This window comes from Streptomyces sp. NPDC050732, from assembly GCF_040654255.1.
Lineage (GTDB): Bacteria > Actinomycetota > Actinomycetes > Streptomycetales > Streptomycetaceae > Streptomyces.
Genome location: NZ_JBFAHP010000017.1, coordinates 77,322 through 100,266, shown reverse-complemented (window position 1 = coordinate 100,266; position 22,945 = coordinate 77,322). Strand labels below are relative to the sequence as shown.

General features: G+C 72.9%; 7 protein-coding genes. 6 read left to right on the top strand and 1 reads right to left on the bottom strand.

The genetic code is table 11. The features are described from left to right. Genes AB0H82_RS17595 through sbnB form a run of 6 tightly spaced genes read left to right on the top strand, consistent with a single transcriptional unit; the run spans position 1 to position 21,597 of the window. Positions 1–3,441 carry an amino acid adenylation domain-containing protein gene (locus tag AB0H82_RS17595; protein WP_362993595.1) on the top strand — a complete coding sequence of 1,147 codons (3,441 nt, stop codon included), beginning with the start codon at positions 1–3 and terminating at the stop codon, positions 3,439–3,441. After that, the gene (locus AB0H82_RS17590; protein WP_362993593.1) at positions 3,434–7,696 is read left to right on the top strand and encodes an SDR family oxidoreductase; all 4,263 of its coding nucleotides are present in this window, start codon (positions 3,434–3,436) and stop codon (positions 7,694–7,696) included. The genes AB0H82_RS17595 and AB0H82_RS17590 overlap by 8 nt, the downstream gene beginning before the upstream one ends. Beyond that, positions 7,693–17,994: an amino acid adenylation domain-containing protein gene (locus AB0H82_RS17585; RefSeq protein WP_362993591.1), complete on the top strand. Its 10,302-nt coding sequence runs from the start codon at positions 7,693–7,695 to the stop codon at positions 17,992–17,994. The genes AB0H82_RS17590 and AB0H82_RS17585 overlap by 4 nt, the downstream gene beginning before the upstream one ends. Then, entirely contained in the window at positions 17,994–19,529 is a 1,536-nt protein-coding gene (locus AB0H82_RS17580; RefSeq protein ID WP_362993589.1) for a condensation domain-containing protein, read from the top strand. Before AB0H82_RS17585 ends, AB0H82_RS17580 begins: the two co-directional genes overlap by 1 nt. Continuing rightward, complete coding sequence (sbnA, locus tag AB0H82_RS17575) at positions 19,526–20,563, top strand: 2,3-diaminopropionate biosynthesis protein SbnA (protein WP_362993587.1); 1,038 nt, start codon at positions 19,526–19,528, stop codon at positions 20,561–20,563. The genes AB0H82_RS17580 and sbnA overlap by 4 nt, the downstream gene beginning before the upstream one ends. A gap of 14 nt (positions 20,564–20,577) precedes the next feature. Then, positions 20,578–21,597 (top strand): 2,3-diaminopropionate biosynthesis protein SbnB, encoded by a 1,020-nt coding sequence (sbnB, locus tag AB0H82_RS17570; protein WP_362993585.1) that lies wholly within the window; start codon positions 20,578–20,580, stop codon positions 21,595–21,597. A gap of 24 nt (positions 21,598–21,621) precedes the next feature. On the opposite strand, the gene AB0H82_RS17565 is transcribed toward sbnB, so the two are convergent. Next, positions 21,622–22,929, bottom strand: coding sequence for an MFS transporter (locus tag AB0H82_RS17565; protein ID WP_362993583.1), 1,308 nt, complete (start codon positions 22,927–22,929; stop codon positions 21,622–21,624). Positions 22,930–22,945 lie beyond the last annotated feature (16 nt).

Here is a 22,945-nt window from a genome sequence, read left to right as displayed (position 1 = left end):
ATGTCGAACACCGCGAACACCGCGGAGCCCGGGAAGACAGGGGCCGTCACCCTGCGCCGGCGCGTCGAGGCCGAACTGCGCCGCCGAGCGGCTCCCGCACGCGCGGAACACCCGCTCTCCTACGGGCAGCGCTCGATGTGGCTGCTGCACCGCGTGGACCCCGCCGGAGCCTCGTACCACATCTCCTTCGCCGCACGGGTGCGGGGCGCCGTCGACGGCGGAGCGCTGCACGCCGCGCTGCGCTCCCTGGCCGGCCGGCACGAGGCGCTGCGCACCACCTTCGCCGAGCGGGACGGGGACGTCCGGCAGGTCGTGCACGGCTGGCTGGAGCCCGGCTGGCAGGAGACCGACGCCACCGCGTGGGACACGGACCGGCTCGACGCCGAGGTCCGTGCCGCCTACCGGCAGCCCTTCGACGGCGAACACGGCCCGCTGTTCCGCGCCGCCCTCTTCCGCACGGGCGCGGACGACGCCGTCCTGCTGCTGGTCGTCCACCACCTGGTGGCGGACTTCTGGTCGCTGGAACTCCTCATCGACGAACTGGGCACGCTGTACGCGGGGGAGCGCGACGGCACGGACACCCGGCTGCCCGAGGGCAACGCCCCGTACCGCTCCTTCGTTGCCTGGCAGGAGCGGTTCCTCGCCGGTGAGCAGGGCGCGCGTGCCGCCGCGTACTGGCACGACCGGCTCGCGGGGGAGCTCGACATCGTCGACTGGCCCCGCTTCCGCGTCGAGCCCGACGCCGATCCGGCCGCCGGAGCCTCGGAGTTCTTCCGGCTCGACGACGAACTCGCCAAGCGCGTCTTCGCCTTCGCCAGGCAGGAGAACACCACCCCGTACATCGTGCAGCTCACCGCCTACCAAGCGCTGGTCGCCCGGTACACCGGACAGGACGACGTGCTCGTCGGCATGCCGGTGTCGGGGCGCACCGACCCCTCATTCCGCGGCAGCGTGGGCTACCTCGCGGACCCCGTCGTCCTGCGCGGCGACCTGAGCGACGAGCCGTCCTTCATGGAGCTGATGCGGCGCACCCGGACCGCCGTCACCGAGGCCCTGGAGCACCACTACCCCTTCGAGCGGCTCGTGGAGGAACTCGCGCCGCGCCGGATGCCCGGCGTGAACCCCGTCTTCCAGACCCTGTTCGTCTACCAGAAGCCGCAGCGCCTGCCCGGCCTCGCCGCCCTGCACTGGGGAGCCGAGCCCGGCGCCGACGCACCGGCCGTGCCCTGGGCGGGACTGAGGCTGCTGCCGCACCGGCTGCCCCAGCAGGAGGGCCAGCTCGACCTGATGCTCGAAGTCGCGGAGGACGGCGAACGGCTGCTCGGTACGCTCAAGTACCGGCCCGCCGTCTTCTCGGCCGGCGCCGCGCGCGGGGTGATCGAGCACTACACCGCCCTGCTGCGGGCCGCCCTCGACGACCCGCGGACCGCTGTCGCGAGCCTGCCGCCGGCCACCGGCTCCGGTGTCCCGCGGGCCGCGGGCGCGGCCGCGGAGCCGGTGCTCGACGCCGACGACAGCCTGCTCCGGCGCTTCGCCACGGTGGCCGGGACCCACGCCGACCGGCCGGCGGTCCGGCACGAGGGGACCGAACTGACCTACCGTCAACTCGACGGCCTCGGCGAGCGCTGGGCCGGGGCCCTGCGCGCGGTCGGCACCCGGCACGGCGACCGGGTGGCCCACCTGCTCGCGCCCTCGCCGGAGACCGTGGTGGCCCTGGTGGGCACGGTCAAGGCGGGAGCGGCCGCGGTCTGCCTCGACCCGCACCACCCGCCGACCAGACTCCGGGCCATGCTCGCCGACTGCGGCGCCACGACGGTGCTCACCACCCGCGCCCTGGCACCGCTGCTCGACGGCGCCGACGCACGGGTCCGGTTCCTGTACATGGACGACAGCGCGGATGACGCGCTGGACACGCGGGATGTGTCGGAGCCGCCGGCCCTGACCCCGGACGACCTGCTCTACACCGTCTACACCTCCGGCTCCACCGGCACTCCCAAGGGCATCGACGTTGAGCACCGCAACGTCCTGAGCCTGCTGGACGCCATGCGGGAGCACGTCGAGCCCGACCCGGAGGCGGTCTGGTGCCTCTTCCACTCCACCGCGTTCGACCTGTCCGTCTGGGAGCACTGGGGCAGCCTCCTCTCCGGGGCGTGCCTCGTGGTGGTCGGCGCGGAGACCGCCCGCGCGCCCGACGCGCTGCGCAGACTGCTCGTCGCGGAGGGCGTGACCCATCTGACGCAGACCCCGTCGGCGCTGCACGGCCTCGCCGCGGAGGTCGCGGCCCACGGCGCCGGCGGACTGCGGCTGCGGCACACCTTCAGCTGCGGCGAACTGCTCTCCGCCGGTACGGCCAGGTCGGCCCTGGACTGGTGCGGCACGCTGTGGAACTGCTACGGCCCCGCCGAGACCACGGTGTGGGTCACCGCACAGCGGGTACGCGCGGAGGACTGCCGCGGCGCTTCCGTGCCGGTCGGCGGCCCGCTCGCCAACGCGGCGCTGTACGTCCTGGACACCCACGGCAGGACCGTGCCCGCCGAGGTCACCGGGGAGCTCTACATCGGGGGACAGGCCGTCGCACGCGGCTATGTGAACCGGCCGCGGCTGCTCGCGGAGCGCTACCTGCCCGACCCCTTCACCGGCGGCGCCGCCCGCATGTACCGCTCGGGCGACCTCGCGCGGGTCGACGCCGACGGCCTGGTGGAGATCCTGGGCCGGGCCGACAACCAGGTGAAGGTCAGCGGATACCGCATCGAACTTGAGGAGATCGAGGCCGCCCTCGACCGGGTGCCGGGCGTGGACCGCTCCGTCGTCGTGGTCGAGGGGACGGGCCCCGGCACCCACAGCCTGACGGCGTGCGTCGTGCCGGCGCGCCCCGGCGCGGCTCCCGCGGAGGCCGAGCTGCGGGCCGCCCTCCAGGACGCGCTGCCCCCGTACATGGTGCCCACCTCCTTCGTCTTCCCGGACCGGCTGCCCCTCAACGTGAACCAGAAGACCGACCGGTCCGCGGTGGCCCGGCTGGTCGAGGCCGAGCGCGCCCGGCAGCTGCCCCGGCACTCCGCCGCCCCGGCCGCGGGCAGCCGGATGGAACGGGCCGTGGCCGAGGTCTGGCGCCGCGTCCTGCGCCGCGACGGCATCGGCAGGGGCGACAACTTCTTCGAGGTCGGCGGCACCTCCATGCTCCTGCTCCAAGTGCACCAGCAGCTACGGGAGATACCCGGCGCGGCCCCGGTCGCCGTCTCGGAACTCTTCGCGTACCCGACCGTCGCCGCGCAGGCCGGCCGCCTCGCACCGGCCGCGGCGGCCCGGCCCGCCGGACCGGAGGGACAGGGCGGCCGCCGCGCCGCACTACGGAAAGCGGCCGCCCGAGGCGGCCCCCAAGCGGCACTGCGCCGTGGCCACCGGGCCCGGCGGGACGAGGCAGCCGGAGGCGACCATGAGTGACCCCCAAGAGCACGTGCGGCCCGGCGACATCGCCGTCATCGGCATGCACGGCCGCTTCCCCGGCGCACGCGACTGCGACGAACTCTGGCAGCGGATCAGCGCGGGCGACGACTGCGTGGGCTTCTACTCCGACGAGGAGCTGCGGGCCGCCGGAGTCACCGACGAGCTGCTCGGCGACGGCCGCTATGTGAAGTCCCGCGGCGGCCTGGACGATCCGTTCGGCTTCGACCACACCTTCTTCGGCTACAGCGCCAGGGAGGGCGAGCTGCTCGACCCGCAGCAGCGGATCTTCCTGGAGACCGCCTCGGAGCTGCTCGACACCGTCGGGTACTCCGGCGGGCGGCAGGACGACCCGGACCGGCCCATCGTCGGCGTCTTCGCGGGCGCCTCGATGAACACCTACCTCGTCAACGTGCTGGCACGCGGCTGCGACCTGCTCTCCCTTGAGGGCACCGAGCTGATGCTGACGAACGACAAGGACTATCTGCCCACCCGCGTCTCCTACAAGCTGGGTCTCACCGGGCCCAGCATCAACGTGCAGAGCGGCTGTTCGACGTCGCTGGTGGCCGTCCACGTCGCGGTGCAGAGCCTGCTGAGCGCCGAATGCGACATCGCGCTGGCCGGCGGCGTCTCGGTGCACGTGCCGCCCCGGCCCGGCTACGTCCACCAGGAAGGCCTGATGTTCTCCCCGGACGGCCGGTGCAGGCCCTTCGACGAGAAGGCCCAGGGCGCGGCGTTCGGCGACGGCGTGGGCATCGTGGCGCTGAAGCGGCTGAGCGAGGCGCTCCGGGACGGCGACGAGGTCCTTGCCGTGATCAAGGGCACCGCGGTCAACAACGACGGTGCCCGCAAGGTCGGCTTCGCCGCACCCGGCGCCGCCGGACAGCGCGACGTCATCACCGAGGCGCACGCCGTCGCCGAGGTCTCCGGCAGGTCCATCGGATACGTCGAGGCCCACGGCACCGGCACCGTACTGGGCGACCCGGTGGAAGTCGCGGCGCTGCGCGAGGCGTTCGGCTCGGACACGGCCGACACCGGGTTCTGCGCGCTGGGTTCGGTCAAGGCCAACGTCGGGCACCTCGCGGGCGCGGCGGGCGTCACCGGACTCATCAAGGCGGTGCTCGCCCTGCGGAACCGGCAGCTCCCGCCCCACCCCCACCTCACCCGCCCGCACCCCGAACTGCGCCTCGACGAGAGCCCGTTCTACCTCAACGACAGGCTGCGGCCCTGGCCGTCGCGGGACGCCCCGCGCCGTGCCGGCGTCAGCTCCTTCGGCGTCGGCGGCACCAACGCGCACGCCGTCCTGGAGGAGGCGCCGCCCGTCCACGCCGCCGCGCCCGCCCCGGCCGGACCGCACCTGATCCCCGTCAGCGCGGCCTCGCCCAAGGCGCTCAGGACCGCACTGGAGCGGCTGGCCGACCGCCTCGGCACGGCCCCCGCCGACGCCCCCGCTCTGGCCGACGTCGCCCACACCCTGCTCATGGGCCGGCGCACCTTCCCGTACCGCGTCGCGGTCCGTGGGCGGACGCACCGGGAGGTGGCCGAGCGGCTCCGCTCCTGCGCCGCGCTGCCCCACGACCGGGCCGTCGAGTTCCCGGCACCGGTCACCCTGTTCCTGGGCCGCGGCCCCGGCGGCCCCGCGCTCGCCGGACCCGTCGCGGAATGCGCTTCCGTGCGCACGGTCCTTGAACACGCCCGGAGCCTGCTCGCCGACGCCGGAGTCGCTCCCGCACGAGCCGCCGACGTGATCGCCGGAGCGCTGTCCGGCCGGCCGGAGCCCGCCCTGGGGGAGCTCGCCACGTTCCTCTCCCAGTACGCGATCGCCACGCTCTGGCTCGACGCGGGGCTGCTGCCGGACGCCGTGGCGGGCGCGGGAGTCGGCGAACTCGCCGCGGCCTGCGTCACCGAGGCGCTGCCCCTGGCCGACGCCCTGGCCCTGCTCGCCCGGCGCGCGGACCTCACCCACGGAACCCCCACCGCCGTGGAGCGCCACTGGGCCGAGAAGACAAGGGCGCAGGGGGCCGGGATCTCCGAGGGCGACCTCGCCGGGGCCGTCCTGGCCGTGGCCCCGGACGACCGGCGCGCGATGGCCTACCGCGCCGGGGAAATTTCCGAGCTGTCCCTGCCCGCCACCGGCCACACCGGCGACCACGTCGAGGAGCACCTGCTCGACGTGGCGGCCGCACTCTGGACCGCGGGACACGACGTGTGCTGGACCGAGTGGCGGGACGGGCCGAGGCGGCGGGTGGCGCTGCCGCCCCACCCCCTCGACCGCCGCACGCTCGTCCCGCTCCCCGGCCCCCCCGCCCAGCAGAACACCGCGGACCGGGGCGCCCAGGAGAGCAGCGCGCCGCACCGGGCCGAGCACCCCGAGCAGTGGCTGTACACGGAGTCCTGGGAGCGCGCGGGCAGACTCGGTCCGGTCACGGAACCGCCCGCCGCCTCCCGGTGGCTGCTCTTCGAGGACGAGGGAGGCCTCGGCGCCCGGCTGCGCGCCGAGCTCGCGGCCCACGGGACCGACGCGGTGACGGTCCGGGTCGGCCCCCGGTTCGAGCGGGTCGGCCCGCGCGCCTTCACCCTGGACCCGGGCGACCCGGACGGCTGCCGGTCGCTCTTCACCGCACTCGCCGCCGACGGGACCGTACCCGACCACGTCGTACACCTGTGGTCGCTCGACGACCCGGACCACGGCGGTGCCGCGCTGCCCACCGGGGCCGAGACCGAACAGGCACAGGAGCGCGGCCTCTACACCCTCCTCGATACCGCCGTCGCCCTCAGCGGCGCGGCCCGCGGAGAGGCAGCCCGGATATCGGTCGTGGCACGCCACGTCTTCGACGTGCTCGGCGGCGAACCGGTCGCCCCGGCCACCAGCACGGTGAGCGCGGCGGTCCGCGTCGTCCCGCAGGAGTTCGCCGGCCTCGACTGCCGGTGCGTCGACCCGGGACCCACCCCGCCGGCCGCCGCCGAACTGCTCGCCGAACTCACCGTGGAGCGGGCGGACGAGACCGCGGTGGCTTTGCGCAACGGCCACCGCTGGGTCCAGCGCTTCCGGCCCGCGCCCGCACCCCGCCCCGCCGACGGGACGACGGCGCTCCGGCCCGGCGGCGTCTACCTGATCACCGGTGGCCTCGGGGGCATCGGCCTCGCGCTCGCCGGCCACCTGGCCAAGGAGTACGGCGCCCGCCTCGTCCTCACCGGCCGCACCCCGCTGCCCGACCCCGCCTCGTACGCCACGTGGCTGGACACGCACACCCCGGACCACCCCGCGTACGCCAAGGTGACCGCGCTGCGCGAACTGGCCGACGTCGCGGGCGGGTTGCTGACCGTGGCGGCGGACGTGACCGACCGCGCCGCCATGGCGGAGGCCGTGGCGGAGGCGGAGCGGAGGTTCGGCGCCGTCGACGGATGGTTCCACGCGGCCGGCGTGCCGTTCGGGGACGCCGTGCAGTGGCTCGGCGCGACCGGCCGCGACCAGTGGCGCGCCACGCTGGCCCCCAAGGTCCGGGGCGCCCTGGTCCTGGAGGACGTCTTCGCGGGCCGCGGGATCGACTTCGGCTGCATGGTCTCGTCGCTGGCCTCCGTGGTCGGCGGCATGGGATACGCCGCGTACGCCGCCGCCAACACCTTCCTCGACAGCGTGGCCCTCGGGCGCGAACGGCGGCTGAGCGTCGACTGGGAGGGCTGGACGGGCCCGAATGCGGAGCCGCCCACCGGCACCGCGTCGGACGCCTGGCGGGAACTGCGGTCGTACGCGCTGAGCCCCGAAGAGGGACTGCGCGCCTTCGACCTGGTCCTCGGGCGCGTCGAGGAGCGCAGGCTCGCCGTCTCCACCGTGGACCTGGAGACCCGCAGGCGGCGCTGGGCCAAGCCGGTGACCGGCGCCGCCCGGGGAGCCGCCGCGGAGGCGGTGGGCGCACCCGACCTGGGGCCTGGCCTCGACCAGCGGCTCGCCGAGGTGTGGGGCGAGGTCCTGCACACCGAGATCGACCGCTACGACCAGAGCTTCTTCGACCTGGGCGGCGACTCGCTGCTCATCGTCGAACTCGTCCTGCGGATCGAGGAACGCCTGGGCATCCCGCTCCAGGCCGCAGACGTCCTCCAGGCCCCCACGGTGGACCACCTCACGGCACGGCTCAGGGGAGACACGGACGACCGGAACGAGACCGACGACGTCATGGCACGGGCCGAACAACGGGCGGACCTGCGTTCCCGCAGGCGTGCGGCCCGGAACAACAGAAAGGACCGGGACGCGTGAGTGAGCATCCCAGTGTGGCGATCGTCGGCATGGCCGGACGGTTCCCGGGAGCGGACGGGGTGGACGAGCTGTGGCGCGTCCTCGACGAGGGACGGGAGACGGTCCGCGGCTACGTCGACGCCGAGCTGACCCGGGCCGGAGTCCCCGCCGACACCCTGCGGCACCCCGACTACGTGAAGCGCGGCTCCCACCTGAAGGACGTCGAGTACTTCGACGCCGCCTTCTTCGGATACACCGGCAGGGAGGCCGAGCTGACCGACCCGCAGCAGCGCATCTTCATGGAGGTCTGCCACGAGGCCATGGAGAACGCGGGCCACGGGCCCGGCACCTTCGACGGCCCGGTCGGCATCATCGCCGGCACCCGCCGCAGCGGCTACCAGGACCTCCTCGACCGGCCCGAGTACGACAACGTCACGGACACCTACGTCAAGGCGGGCAACGAGCCCGACGCGCTGGCCACGAAGGTCGCGTACAAACTCGACCTGACGGGCCCCGCGCTGACGGTCCAGACGTTCTGCTCCACCTCGCTGGTCGCGGTGCACCTGGCCTGCCAGCAACTCCTCGACGGCGAGTGCGACATGGCGCTCGCCGGCGGCGTCGCGCTGCGCCTGCCGCAGCACACCGGCTACCTCTACCGGCAGGGCGGCACGCTCTCCCGCGACGGACAGTGCCGCTCCTTCGACGCCGACGGCAGCGGCCTGATCTTCGGGGACGGCGCCGCCGTCGTCGTGCTGCGCCGCCTGGAGGACGCCATCGAGGACGGCGACACCGTGCTCGCCGTCATCCGCGGCTCCGCGGTGAACAACGACGGCGCCCAGCGGGCCGGTTACACGGCGCCCGGCGTGGTGGGCCAGGCACGCGCCGTACGGGAGGCGCTCGCCGCCGCCGACGTCACGGCCGACGAGATCGGATACGTGGAGACCCACGGGGCGGGCACACCGCTCGGCGACGGCGTCGAGTTCAAGGCGCTGACGCAGGCGTTCGGCACGGACCGGCGCGGGGTGTGCGCCATCGGCTCGGTCAAGTCGAACCTCGGCCACCTGGACTCCGCGTCCGGAGTCACCGCGCTGATCAAGACGGTCCTCGCCCTGCGGCACCGCCGCATCCCGGCAAGCCTCCACTTCGACCGGCCCAACCCGGAGATCGATTTCCTGAACAGCCCGTTCTACGTGTGCGCGGAGGCGCTGGACTGGCAGCCCGTCGGAGGGCGGCGGCTCGCCGGGGTCAACTCGCTCGGCATCGGCGGCACCAACGCCCACGTGATCGTCGAGGAGGCGCCCGAGCCGGACCCGGCGCCGGCGGGCGGCGCGGGCGCCGGGGAACAGCTCCTCGTCTGGTCGGCGCGGAGCCCGGAGGCGCTGGAGCTGCACACCGAGAACCTGCGCCGCCATCTGGAGGACCGGCCCTCGCTCGACCTCGCGGACGTGGCCTGGACGCTGCAACGCGGCCGCCAGGCGTACCGGTACCGCCGGACGCTGGTCGCCGCGGACTGCGAGGCCGCCGTCGAGGCGCTCACCGCGGGCCGCTGGACGGACGGCGAGGTCGCCCCCGGCCGGACCCGCGAGGTCCGTCCGCCCGAGGGGGCCGGCGCCCTCGAAGCGGTGGGCGCGCGCTGGCTCTCCGGCGAACAGGTCGACTGGACCACGCTCCACACCGGTACGCGCCGCCGACTGCCCCTGCCCACCCACCCCATGCTGCGCAAGCGCCACTGGCCCGACGAGACGGCCCCCGAGCCAGAGCCCGATCCCGAACCCGAGCTCGAACCCGCGCCGGAGACGGAAGCCGTTCCCGAGCCCGTTGTCACCACTCACAAGGACGAGGCCATGAAAGACGCTCTTCTCGACGAACTCAGGACCGTCGTCGCCACTCGTTTCAAGATGGCGCCCGAGGACCTCGACGCCCATGTGCCGTTTCTGGAGATGGGCGCGGACTCGCTGCTGCTGCTGAGCATCCTCCAGCCCCTTGAGGAGCGGTACGGCTGCAAGCTCTCGATGCGGCAGTTCTTCGGTGAGTTCCAGACGCTGGACGAGCTGGCCGACTACCTGGTCGGACACGCGGACGCGCAGCGGCTGCCCGGTGCGACCGCCCCGGCTGCTGTTGTCGTCGTTCCCGCGCCCGCGCCCGTGCCTGCCGCACCTGTCCCCGCCGCTCCGGTCGCGCCGGTGCCCGCGCCCGTCGCGCCGGAGGTGACGCTCTCGCCGGAGGTCGTCCCCGCCCCGCAGGCCGCTCCCGTGGCCCCGGCCCCCTCCGCGATACCCGTGAGCCCCGTCGGGATGTCGGCGATCGAGCAGATCACCTCCGAGCAGCTGAAGCTGATGGGACGGCAGCTCGACGTCATCCAGAGCGCGTACGGCTCGGCCGTGCCCGCGCCCGCGGTCGCTGCCCCGGCCCCTGCCCAGGTCCCCGAGCCGGTCACCGCCCCCGAGCCGGTCACCGCCGCACCCGTACCCGTCCCCCTGCCCGCGCCGGCCCCCGCCACCGCCGACCAGAACGGCGCGGGCCCGAAGGTCCCGCTCGCCCCGCGCATGCGGTCCACCGCCGCTCTGCCGCCGGACACCGCGGCGCGCAAGCAGTACCTGGACGGCTTCATCGACCGCTTCTCGCGGCGCACCCGCAACTCCAAGGACTACGCCCAGCGGTTCCGCCCGCTGATCGCCGACAGCCGTTCCACCATCGGCTTCCGGATGTCGACCAAGGAGCTGCTCTTCCCGATCGTCGCCGAGCAGGGCCGCGGCGCCCGCCTGTGGGACGTCGACGGCAACGAGTTCGTCGACCTCACGATGGGCTTCGGCGTCCACTTCTTCGGGCACCAGTACGAGCCGATCATGAACGCCGTGCGGGAGCGCATGGACGTCGGGTTCGGCCTCGGGCCGCGCACCGAGCTGACCGAGGACGTGGCCGCCTCCATCCTGGAGCTGACCGGGATGGAGCGCGTCGCCTTCGTCAACACCGGCAGCGAGGCCGTGATGAACGCGGTCCGCCTGGCCCGCGCCGCCACCCGGCGCGACAAGATCGTCATCTTCTCGACGGGCTACCACGGCCACGCCGACGGCGTGCTCGCCGCCCCGACCTGGGTCGACGGCGACCTCCGTACGAAGCCCATCGCCACCGGCGTCACCTCCCGCAGCGTCCAGGACGTCTACGTCCTGGAGTTCGGCACCGAGGAGGCGCTCTCCTTCATCGACCGGCACGGCAGCGAACTGGCCGCCGTCATGGTCGAGCCGGTGACGACCCGTCACCCCGGCAACCAGCAGCCCGAGTTCCTGCGCCAGCTGCGCCGTCTGACGTACCAGCACGGCGCGAAGCTGATCTTCGACGAGATGGTGACCGGCTTCCGCGCCCACCCCGGCGGCATCCAGGGGCTGTGGGACATCCAGGCCGACATCGTCACCTACGGCAAGGTCATCGGCGGCGGCCTGCCGCTCGGCGTGGTGGCGGGCCGCGGCGGCGTGATGGACGCCATCGACGGAGGCGTCTGGCACTACGGCGACAACTCCTACCCGACGGTCGAATCGACCTTCTTCGGCGGCACGTTCTGCCAGCACCCGCTCTCGATGGTCGCGGCGAAGACCGTACTGGACGAGATGAAGGCCACAGGCCCCGCGCTGCAGGCGGACCTCGCCCGCAGGACGGAGCGGTTCACCGACGACCTGAACGCCGACTTCAAGGCCCTCGAAGTACCCATCAGCGTCGACCGGTTCGCCTCGCTCTTCCGCTTCGAGCACGACGCGAACATGGACCTCTTCTACTACAACCTCCTCGACAAGGGCGTCTACGTCTGGGAGTGGCGCTGCTGCTTCCTGTCCACCGCCCACACCGACGACGACCTGACCACCACCCGCAGGGTGATCCGCGAGTCCATCGAGGAGCTGCGCGACAACAAGCTGCTGCCCCCGCTGTCCGGCGGAGCGAGCGCGCCCCCGGCGCTCCCCGCGGCAGCGGCGCCCGCCACCGCCCCTGCGTCCGCGGCGGCCACCGCCGGCGAGGGAGCCTCCTTTCCGGCAGGCCGCGCACACCAACAGCTCTGGGCGCTGGCCAACATCAGTGACGGCGGTTCCCTCGCGTACAACCTGAACGCCGACTTCTGGCTCGACGGCACCCTGGACGAGGCCGCGCTGCGCACCGCCGTGCGGCGGCTGACCGACCGGCACGAGTCGCTGCGCATGACCATGAGCGCGGACGGCCGCACCATCGAGGTCCGCGGCAGCGCCGACCTGTCCGTCGACTCCGTCCTGCGCACCGAGACCGTCACGAGCGACGAGCAGCGCGACCGCCTCCTGGAGGAGCTGGCCGCGCGCCGCTACGACCTGGTGAACGGCCCCCTGTTCAAGGTGACCCTCATCCGCACCGGGCAGGACCGGCACCTGCTGCACCTCGGCGTGCACCACCTCGCCGCCGACGGCTGGTCGACCGTCCCGATCCTCGGCGACCTCGTCGCGCTCTACAACGAAGCCCGCACCGGCGTCCCCGCGGACCTCGGCCCCGTGCCCCAGCTGCGCGACTTCCTCGCCTGGCAGCAGGAGAACGCGGCATCGCCCGAGGCGGCCACCCACCGGGCGTACTGGGAGAAGGTCACCGAGCGGGCACCGGAGCTCGACCTGCCCGGCGCGGCCCACCGCGTGCTCCCGACGTTCCGCAGCGAGCGCCGCACCCTGCGGCTCGACGGCGAGCTCCTCGGCAGGCTGCGCAGGGCGGCCGCCGCGCAGGGCGTCACCGTCTTCGCCTACCTGGTGTCGGCGTGGGGCACACTGCTCCAGCGCCTCACCGACCAGCGCGAGCTGATGCTGCTCGTGCCGTCGGCGGCCCGGCCGCCGCACCTGGACAGGACCGTCGGCTACTGCACCAACCTGCTGCCGCTGCGCTTCGGCCCCGAGGGCACCGACCCGGTCGGCACCTGCGTCGGCGCGGTCCAGGAACAGCTGCTCGACGCCATGGACCACGACACGTACCCGTTCGCCGAGACCGTGCACGCGCTCGACCGGGCCGCCACCGGCTCCGCGGGCCGCGTCTTCCGCACCGTCCTCGCCTTCGACCGCGAGGTGACGCTGCCCGAGATGCACGGGCTGCGCATCCAGGAGGCGGGCCTGACCCCGGTCCGGCACGCCATCTACCCGCTCTTCGCGACCGTCACCGACACGGGGTCCGGCTACCGCTGCGACTTCGACACGCACCTCGACTCGTTCCCCGAGGCGGTCACCCGGCAGCTGCCCGAGCTCTTCCGCGACGTGCTCGTCGCGATGACCGAGGACAGCGACCGGCCGCTGGCCGACATCGACCCGCGGCAGCGGGACGAGCACGCCGAGCTGCTCGGCTGGGGGCGCGGCCCGGACGTCGACCTCGGCTCGCGCACCGTCTGCGAACTCTTCGAGGACCAGGCGGCCCGCACCCCCGACCGCACGGCCGTCGCCTACGAGGACCGCACCCTCACATACGCGGAGCTCGACGACCGCGCCGACCGGCTCGCGGACGTCCTGCACCGCAGGCTCGGGATCGGCCCGGAGTCCGTGGTCGGCATCAGGCTGCCGCGCTCCGAGAAGTTCCTGATCACCATCCTCGCCCTGTGGAAGTGCGGCGCCGCCTACGTCCCCCTGGAGCCCAAGCACCCCCTCCAGCGGCACCTGAAGGTGCTCCGGCTGAGCAACGCCGTCGCGGTCGTCTCCGAGGAGCGGTACGAGCCGGACTCCGTCGAGGGCGACGTCACCTGGCTGCGCTACCCGGACCTCGTCGCCGAGGGCGCGGCCGCGGAGGGCGGACCGCTCGGCCTGCGCCGGCCGATGGACGCCGCCGCGTACATCATGTTCTCGTCGGGCTCGACCGGTGAGCCCAAGGGCATCGTGATCGAGCAGCGGGCCATGCTCAACCACGTCCTCGCGAAGATCGAGGACTATGAGCTGGACGGCCCCGACGAGATCCTCGCGCAGAACGCCCCCAGCTCCTTCGACATCTCCGTGTGGCAGTTCGTCGCCCCGCTGCTCGGCGGCGGCCAGACCCGCGTCTACCCCGACGCGGCCGTCGAGGACCCCGCCACCTTCGTCGACCTGGTCGACCGGCACGGCGTCACCGTCCTGGAACTCGTCCCGAGCTACCTCGCGATGATGCTCGACGAGCTCGACCTCTCCGACCGGACCGGCATCCTCACCGCCCTGCACCACGTCGTGCTCCAGGCCGAACCGCTGAAGCCGTCCCTGGTGGCCCGCTGGTACGCCCGCTTCCCCGACACCGTGATGTCCAACGCGTACGGCGCCACGGAGACCGCCGACGACGTCCTGCACCCGGTCACCGCCGTCCCGGACGGCGACCTCACCCCGACCGGCAAGCCCATCCGCAACTCCGCCGTCTACATCGTGGACGAGGACCTCAAGCCGGTCCCCGTCGGTGTGCGCGGTGAACTCCTCGTCGCCGGCGTCCCCATCGGCCGCGGCTATCTCACCGAGACCCCGGCCAACGCGCGGGCGTTCCTCGATCACAACCCCGTCGAGCCCGAGCGCCCCGGCCGGGTCTACCGCACGGGCGACATGGCCCGGTGGCGCGAGGACGGCCAGATCGAGATCCTGGGCCGCACCGACCACCAGGTGAAGGTCCGCGGCCAGCGCGTCGAACTCGGCGAGATCGAGCGGGTCCTCGACGGCCTCGACCAGGTGTCCGACGCGGTCGTGAAGCACTTCCCCGTGCCCAACGGAGGCGGCTCCTACCTCGTCGGCTACGTGGTCGCGGCGCCCGGCACCACCCTCGACACCGACGCGCTGCGCGCCGTACTGCGCGAGCAGCTGCCCGACTACATGGTCCCCGCGCACCTCGTGCCGCTCGACGCGCTGCCCCTCAACGACAGCGGGAAGACCGACCGCAAGGCGCTGGAGGAGCCCCGGGTCTTCACCGGCCGCAAACACGCCGTCACCCCGTCCCGGCACTCCGTGGACGACGTGGTGCTGCGCTCCGCGAGGACCCTCTTCGGCCACAACGACCTCGGCATCGACGACGACTTCTTCGAGCTCGGCGGCAACTCCATCTCGGCGATCCGCCTCACTCAGCTCGTCCGCGAGGCCTTCGGCATCGATCTGCCGGGCATCACCATCTTCGAGAACCCCGTCCTGCGCGACTTCGGCGACGCGGTCGCCGCTCAGGCCTTCGACCCGATGGCGCCCATCAAGGCCGCACCGGACAAGGAGACCTACCGGGCGTCCGCGGCCGAGGAGCGCATGCACTTCCTCTGGACGCTCGACCCGGACAGCAACCTCTACAACATCCCCATGGCCTTCGTCGTCCGGGGACCGGTCGACCGCGAACGGCTGCGACGGGCGGTCGACGCGGTGGTGACCAAGCACGACATCCTGCGCACCACCTTCCACATGGAGGACGGCAGGCTCGTCCAGCGCGTCCTGCCCTCCGTCGACGTGCCGGTCACCGACCTCGGCACCTCCGACGAGTCGATCGAGGAGCTGGTGCGCGGCTGGGTGAAGCCGCACGACCTGCGGACAGGCCCGCCGATGCGCACGGCCCTCGCCGTCCGCCCCGACGGCGACGAGCACGTGCTGCTCCTCGACCTGCCGCACATCGTGCTGGACGAGGGCTCCATGCCCGTCCTGTTCCGTGACCTCTCCACGGCCTACCGCGGCGAGCCACTGGCGCCGGCGGAGCTCACGTACAAGGACTTCGCGGAGTGGGAGCAGCTCTACCGCGGCTCCGACGCCTACGCCAAGGACCGCACATACTGGCTGGAGCGGTTCGAGAACCCGCCGCCCGCCCTCCAGTTCCCCTACCGCCCGCGCCCCGCGGTGCTCGACCTGACCGGGCGCAGGCACTCCTTCGCCCTGGACGCCCAACTGACCCGGCGGCTGCGCGACTACTGCAAGAGCCACCGCGCCACCCCGTACATGGTGCTGCTCAGCACCTTCAACCTGCTGCTCTCGCAGTACACCGGTGAGGAGGACGTGGTCGTCGGCAGCCCCGTGGACGGCCGCTACCACCCGGCGTGCGCCGACATCATCGGCATGTTCGGCAACTCGCTGCCGCTGCGCACCTCCCCGGAGCGCGCCAAGCCCTTCAGCACGTACGTCAACGAGGTGCGCGCCACCGTCGTCGACGGACTCCAGCACCAGGCCTACCCGTTCGAGGAGCTGGTCAGGGAGCTGGACATCCCGCGCGACGCGAGCCGCAACCCGCTCTTCGACTTCATGTTCGTCTTCACCGACCTGGCCTCCTACGCCTTCGACATGGACGGCGTCACCGGCGTCCCCCAGTCGGTCAGCATCGGCGTGGCGAAGATGGACATGACGTTCTCCGCGTACGAGCGGGAGGACACCGTCCAGGTCGTCCAGGAGTACGCCACCGACGTCTTCGACCTGGACACCGTCGAGCAGATGGGCCGCCACTTCGCCCGCCTCCTCGACCAGGTCCTCGCCGCCCCCGACGCGCCCATGGGGGAGACCCGCCTCGTCACCGACGAGGAGCGGGAACTCCTCACCGGCGCCGCGCAGCTCGGCGACGGTTCCGAGGGTGACACGCTGCACGCCCTGTTCGAGCAGGCCGTCGACCGCCGGCCGGAGCACACCGCAGTGGTCGGCGACGGCGTCCGGCTCAGCTACGCGGAGCTCGACGAGCGCGCCAACCGGCTCGCCCGCAAGCTCAGGGACGAGCACGGGGTGCGCCGCGAGGAGCCCGTCGGCATCCTCACCGGCGCGCCGCACGACACCGTCACGGCGATGCTGGCCGTCCTCAAGGCGGGCGGCGCCTATGTGCCGTTCGACCGCTCCACGCCCACCGCGCGCGTCGGCGAACTCCTCACCGCGGCCGGCGCCACGGTGCTGGTCGGCGACCTCGCCGAGCAGGCCGCGCTGCCCGACGGCGTCCGCCTGATCGCCCCGGACGCCGCACTCGGGGACACCCCCCCCGAGCGGCTCGAAGACATCAACGGCCCCAAGGACCTCGCCTACATCATGTTCACCTCCGGCTCCACAGGCCGCCCCAAGGGCGTCCTCGTGGAACACGCCGGAGTCAGGCGGCTCTCCCACCGGCCCGCGTACCTCTCCGCGGGCGCCGACGACCGGGTGCTCCAGGCCACCAGCTGGGGCTTCGACATGTCCGCGGCCAGCATGTACACCGCCCTGCTCAACGGCGCCACCCTGGTCTGCCCCTCCCACGAGGAGCTCCTCGACCGGACGGCCCTGCACCGGCTCGTGCGGGCGGAGGACATCAGCGTCGCCTTCTTCAGCACCGCCTACTTCCACCTGCTCGCCGACGTCTCCATGGAGTGCCTGGAGCCCATCGGGACCATCGTGACCGGCGGCGAACGGATGTCGGCCGAACACGCCCGCCGCGTCGTCGAACGCATGGGCCCCGGCCGCCTGATCAACGGCTACGGCCCCACCGAGTGCACGGTGTTCGCCACCGCGCACCGCGTGGACAAGGTCGAGGACGACGCGGTGTCCGTCCCCATCGGCACCCCCGTCGACGAGACCCGCGTCTACATCCTCATGCCGCACGGCGAGCCCGCTCCCGACGGCATCGCGGGCGAACTCTGCGTCTCCGGCCCCGGCGTCGCCCGCGGCTACCTGGGCGCGGAGGACGACCAGGAAGGACCCTTCAGGCCCGACCCGTTCGTCGAGGGCGCCCGCATGTACCGCACGGGCGACCTCGCCCGCCGGCTGCCGGACGGCACCGTCGAGTTCATGGGCCGCAACGACGACCAGCTCAAGATCCGCGGCTTCCGCGTCGAACCCGCCGAGACCGAGGCGGCACTGCGCGCCTGCCCCGGCGTACTGGACGCCCGGGTCGTGCCCCTCCAGTCCGACGGCGAGACCTACCTCTGCGCCTACCTCGTCGCCGAGGACGAGTCCGTGGCCGCCACGGCCCGCCGCGAGCTCGACGACCGGCTCCCCTCCTACCTGCGGCCCGGCGCCTACGTGGTCCTGGCCGAGCTGCCCCTCAACGCGAGCGGCAAGGTCGACAGGAAGGCCCTGCCCCTGCCCGAGAAAGGCGCCCGCGCGGGCACCGGCGAGCCGGAGCAGGCCGAGGCCCGCAACGCCACCGAGAGCGAAGTGCTCCGCGTCTGGGCCAAGGTGCTCGGCGTCGACGCGCCGCAGCCGAACGACAACTTCTTCGAAGCGGGCGGCCACTCGCTGAAGGCGGTCGCCCTGATGGCCGAGATCCGCGAGTCCTTCGGAGTCGACATCCGGCTGATGGACTTCTTCCCGGTACCCACCGCCCGCGCGCTCGCGGAGCACATCGACAACGCGAAGTGGCTCGAATCGGGCGGCGACGACACCGCGGCGCCCACGGACCATGAGGAGTTCTACATCTGATGACGAGCATCACCGCCGCAGATGTGGCGGGTCTGCTGTCACGGTTGCGTACGGCGGGCGTCCAGCTGCGGGCCGAGAACGGCCGGCTCGTGCTGGACGCCCCCCGGGGCGCCGTCGACGACGACCTGCTCGCCCTCGTGCGCGCGTCCAAGGAAGAGCTCCTGAGAAGGCTCACCACCGGCGGCGGGACCGGCCCGGCGGCGGCCCGCCTCCCGGCGGCCGCGCCCGCCCGGTGGTACCCGCTCTCCTCCGGACAGCAGCGCCTCTACTACACCCAGCTGCTCTACCCCGACGCGGTCACCTACCAGATCCTGGACGTCCTGCGCCTGGACGGACCCGTCGAGGCCGCACGCGTCGAGAACACCCTGCGCGCGCTCGTACGGCGGCACGAAGGGCTGCGCACCGGTTTCGACCTGGTCGACGACGAGCCCCGGTTCACCGTCCACGACGAGGTCGACTTCCACCTCGAACGCGTCACGGACCCCGGCTTCACGCCCGGGGACACCGCGGACTTCGTGCGGCCCTTCGACCTCACCGCGCCACCGCTGCTCCGCGGCCGGCTCGTCGAGGTCCGCGACGACCTGCACTACCTGCTCCTCGACAAGCACCACCTGGTGTTCGACGCGGCCTCGCGGGAGCCCTTCGCCCGTGACTTCGCCCGGATCCACCGCGGCGAGACCCCGCCCCCGCCGGCTCGGACGTACAAGGACTTCGCGGTCTGGCAGAACGACCTCGAAGGCACCGAACTGACCGCGGCGGCCGCCCACTGGGACACGGTGTTCTCCGCCGCGCCCCGCGTCGGCCCCGACCCCGTCAAGGCACACCCCGAACTGTTCGGCACCGACTCCCGCCGGGCGCACGTCGACCTCACCGGGGAGGAGATCCGGCGGGTCGGCGCGTACTGCCGCGCCCAGGGGCTCACCACGGCGACGTTCCTCCAGGCCGCCTACCACGTCGCCCTGCACCGGTTCAGCGGCCAGGACGAAGTCGTGGTGGGCTTCCCCGTCGACCTGCGGGCGGGCGTCGGCCTCGACGACCAGCTCGGCCTCTTCGTCAACACCGTCCCCGTACGGTCCTTCCCCGAGGACCGGCTGCTCTTCACCGAGTACGCCGCCACAGTCCGGGACGGCGTGCTCGCCGCGATCGACCACGGCCAGTACCCCTACGACGCCCTCGTCGACCGCGTGTCGGCACGGCGGAACATGAGCGAGGACCCCCTGGTCGACGGGTTCTTCAACATGGCCACCGAGGGGACGGGGCCGAGCCCCTGGGCCGCGGCCGGCCTGACCGAGGAAGCGGGGGACCCGAAGGCGGCCCTGCCCGAACTCCCCTGCCTCACCTGCCGGTTCGACCTCACACTGAGCGTCCTGGAAGGGCCCGGCACCCTGCGCCTTGAACTGGAGTGCACCACCGCCCTGCTCGACGAGGCGACCGTCGGGCGGATCGTCCGGGACATGGCCGCGGTCGTCCACCACGTCGTCGCCGACCCGGGGACGACCATCGGCGCCCTGCCGGGCGCGGAGGCGGTCACGTGATCACGGCGAACCCGTTCGAGCTCCGGTTCCCCGAGGTCTTCTTCGAGATGACCGGCTTCACCCCGGCGGGCCGGATCCTGCTGAAGCTGGAGGGCTTCGGCGCGACCGGCTCCATCAAGCTGAAGCCCGCCCTGTTCATGGTCGACCGGCTGGAGCGGGAAGGGCGGCTGCAGCCGGGCCGCTCCACCCTGGTCGAGTCCTCCTCGGGCAACCTGGGCCTCGCGCTCGCCCTGGTCTGCCGTATGCGCGGCTACGGATTCATCTGCGTCACCGACCCCAACGTGTCACCCGCCAACCTCCGGGCCATCCGCGCCTACGGCGGCCAGATCGAGACGGTGACCACCAAGGACGCCCAGGGCGGCTATCTGCGGACCCGCCTCGACCTGGTGCGCAGACTGATCGCCGAGGCACCCGACCGCATCTGGCTGAACCAGTACGCGAACCCGGCGAACCTGGAGGCACACGCCCGCTGGACCGCCGAGGAGATCCTGCGCTCCCTGCCCGACGTGACCCACCTGTATGTCGGCACCGGCACCACCGGCACCATGATGGGCATCGCCAGGCACTTCGCCGAGTTCTCCCCGAAGACCGAACTGATAGCCGTGGAACCCGAGGGCTCGGTCACCTTCGGCAGCGGCAGGCCGGGGCGCCGCCGGCTGCCGGGCGTCGGCACCAGCCGCCCGCCGGAGATCGCCGACGCGGACCAGGTGCACCGCATCTCGTACGTGGCCGAGCGGGACGCCGTGCTCCGCTGCCATCAGGCGGTGAACGAGCACGGACTGCTCGTCGGCTGCTCCACCGGCCACGTGCTGCACGCCATCGCCGCCGACGCCGACATGTTCTCGCCGGACAGTGTGGTCGTCGGCATCAGCGCGGACCTCGGCGACAAGTACCTGGACACGGTCTACGACCCGCAGTGGCTGCGGGACAACTTCGTGGAGCTCGACACGGAGGACGTCCTGTTCCCGACCGGCCCCGGCACGCCCCTCTGCGGGCCGCTCAGCGACTACCTCACCGAGCACCCTGTCTCATGAACGGAGCCAGCACGATGCCCCACCCCGCGAACACCCCGACGTTCCAAGTGATCGGCGCCACCGCCGTCGCCGAGGTCCTCGACGGCCGCCACGAGGACGTCGTCGGCCTGGTGTCGGACATCTACCGGCTGCACGGCGGCGGCGGAACCACCAACCCCGACAGCTACTTCCTGCGCTTCCCCGAGCGCCCCGAGGCGCGGATCATCGCGCTGCCCTCCCGCATCCAGGACGAACAGGAGGTCGCCGGCATCAAGTGGATCGGCAGCTTCCCGGGCAACCACGCCGCCGGCACCCTGCCGCGCGCCTCGGCCGTCGTCATCCTCAACGACATGGCGACCGGATTCCCCTTCGCCTGCGTGGAGGGCTCGGCCATCAGCGCCCACCGCACCGCCGCGTCGGCGGCGCTGGCGGCCGGCCTGCTGCACCCGGAGAAGTCCGCGTCCCGGGTGGCCGTGATCGGCTCGGGCCCCATCGCCCGGCGCATCCTGGAGTACCTGCGGGAGACCGGCTGGAAGGCGGGGCGCTACGCGATCCACGACCTCGTCCCGGCCCGCGCCGAACAGCTCAGGGACGACCTCCTGGCACGCGGCGACAGCGCCGAGGCGGTCACCACGAGCGCGGAGGACGCGGTGCGCGGCGCCGAGCTGGTCGTCCTCGCGACCACGGCGGGCGAACCGTGGCTGCACGACGCCTCCCTGCTCACACCCGAGCAGACGGTGCTCAACGTGTCGCTGCGCGACCTCGGGGTGCCCGTCGTGCTGGCGGCGCAGAACATCCTGGACGACGTCGACCACTGCCTGAAGGCGAACACCTCCCCGCACCTGGCGGAACAGGCCACCGGCAACCGCGACTTCGTCGCCGGCACGGTCTCCGACCTGATCGAGGGGCGGCTCGCGCCCGACCCCGGCCGCCCCCGCGTCTTCTCGCCGTTCGGACTCGGCGTCCTGGACCTGGCCCTCGCCCGCTTCATCCACGCGGAAGCGGTCCGCCGCGGCTCGGCGGTCACGATGGAGAACTTCTTCGGCCTGGCGTAGCCCCGGGCGCCCCGTGCCCGCGGATCAGGTGTCCGCGGGCACGGCGGGCTCCCGCGGCGGCAGCAGGTCGTCCCCGTGGTCGTCCTGATCGTCCACCGTGCGCAGCGTGCGCACCGGAGTGAACAGGGGCCACACCGCCGCGAGGATCAGCCCGGCCGTCGCCGTGACGAGCGCGCCGGGCAGCCCGAGGGCCGTGGAGGCGATGGCACCGCCGGTCAGCGCCCCGAGCGGCTGCACCCCGAGCCCCATGAAACGCGCCGACGAGATGATCCGGCCCTGCAGGTGCTCGGGGACCATCGTCTGCCGCATGGTGTTCACGCAGACGTGCATGACCACGATGCCGAAGACCCAGGAGAACTGCGCGATCCCGATGAGGACGAGCGCGAGCGGCCGGTCCACGTGGTGCACGAGCCCCACGGGAAGCCCGGTCACGCCCGGCAGCGCGAGGCCGATGATCGCCGTCGGGCCGATGCCGAACCGGGCGATCATCCGCTGGTTGACCATCGCCGCCGTCAGCCCGGCGACACCGCCCAGCATCGTCATCAGACCAAGGAGTGCCGGGCTGAGCCCGACCACGCGCAGCGCGTAGAGCATGTACGTGGCGGCGAAGACGGACGAGAAGAAGTTGAAGAACACCGAGGTGACCGCCAGCGGCCACTGGTACCGGTCCCTGCGCAGCACCCGCAGACCGCTCCGGATCGCCCCGAAGTGCGACTCCGCCGGTTCCTCCGTCCTGCGCTCCTTGGCGGGGTGCGCCTTCGGCAGCCCGATCAGGGCCGCGCTGCTGACGACGTACGAGCAGGCGTCGATCACCACGGCTATCGGCGCTCCGAACGACTGCACCAGGATGCCCGCGAGGCCGGGACCGCCCACATCGCCGACGGCCTCGCTCGCCTCAAGCCAGGAATTCGCGGGACCCACCTTGTCCCGTCCCACCAGCCGGGGGACGTAGGGGGTCATCGCGCTCTCGAAGAGCAGCGACAGCGCACTGATCAGGTACGTGACCAGGGCGAGCAGCCACACGCTGAGCGCGTCGGCCCAGTACAGGAACGGCACGGACATCAGGACGGCGAGCCGCGCGAAGTTCGCGACGTGCATCACCGCGGTCCGCTCGTACTTGTCGGCCATCACCCCGGCGGAGAGCCCCAGCGTCAGACTCGCCATGCCGGCCGCGGCGACGAGGAGACTCATCTCCCACGGGGACGCGTCGAGGTTGACCGCGGCCACCAGGGGCAGCGCGAACGTGGTGATCTGGGCTCCGGTGAGGGAGATCGACTCGGCGGCCCAGACCCGGAAGAAGCCCGTCGAGGCCAGTACCGATTTCTTGCGCATGGCAGTATGCGCCCTT

Excerpts from the sequence above, each read along its gene's own strand:
- AB0H82_RS17565 (WP_362993583.1), bottom strand. The coding sequence starts at position 22,929 with ATGCGCAAGAAATCGGTACTGGCCTCGACGGGCTTCTTCCGGGTCTGG.
- AB0H82_RS17580 (WP_362993589.1), top strand. The coding sequence starts at position 17,994 with ATGACGAGCATCACCGCCGCAGATGTGGCGGGTCTGCTGTCACGGTTG.
- AB0H82_RS17595 (WP_362993595.1), top strand. The coding sequence starts at position 1 with ATGTCGAACACCGCGAACACCGCGGAGCCCGGGAAGACAGGGGCCGTC.
- sbnB (WP_362993585.1), top strand. The coding sequence starts at position 20,578 with ATGCCCCACCCCGCGAACACCCCGACGTTCCAAGTGATCGGCGCCACC.
- AB0H82_RS17590 (WP_362993593.1), top strand. The coding sequence starts at position 3,434 with ATGAGTGACCCCCAAGAGCACGTGCGGCCCGGCGACATCGCCGTCATC.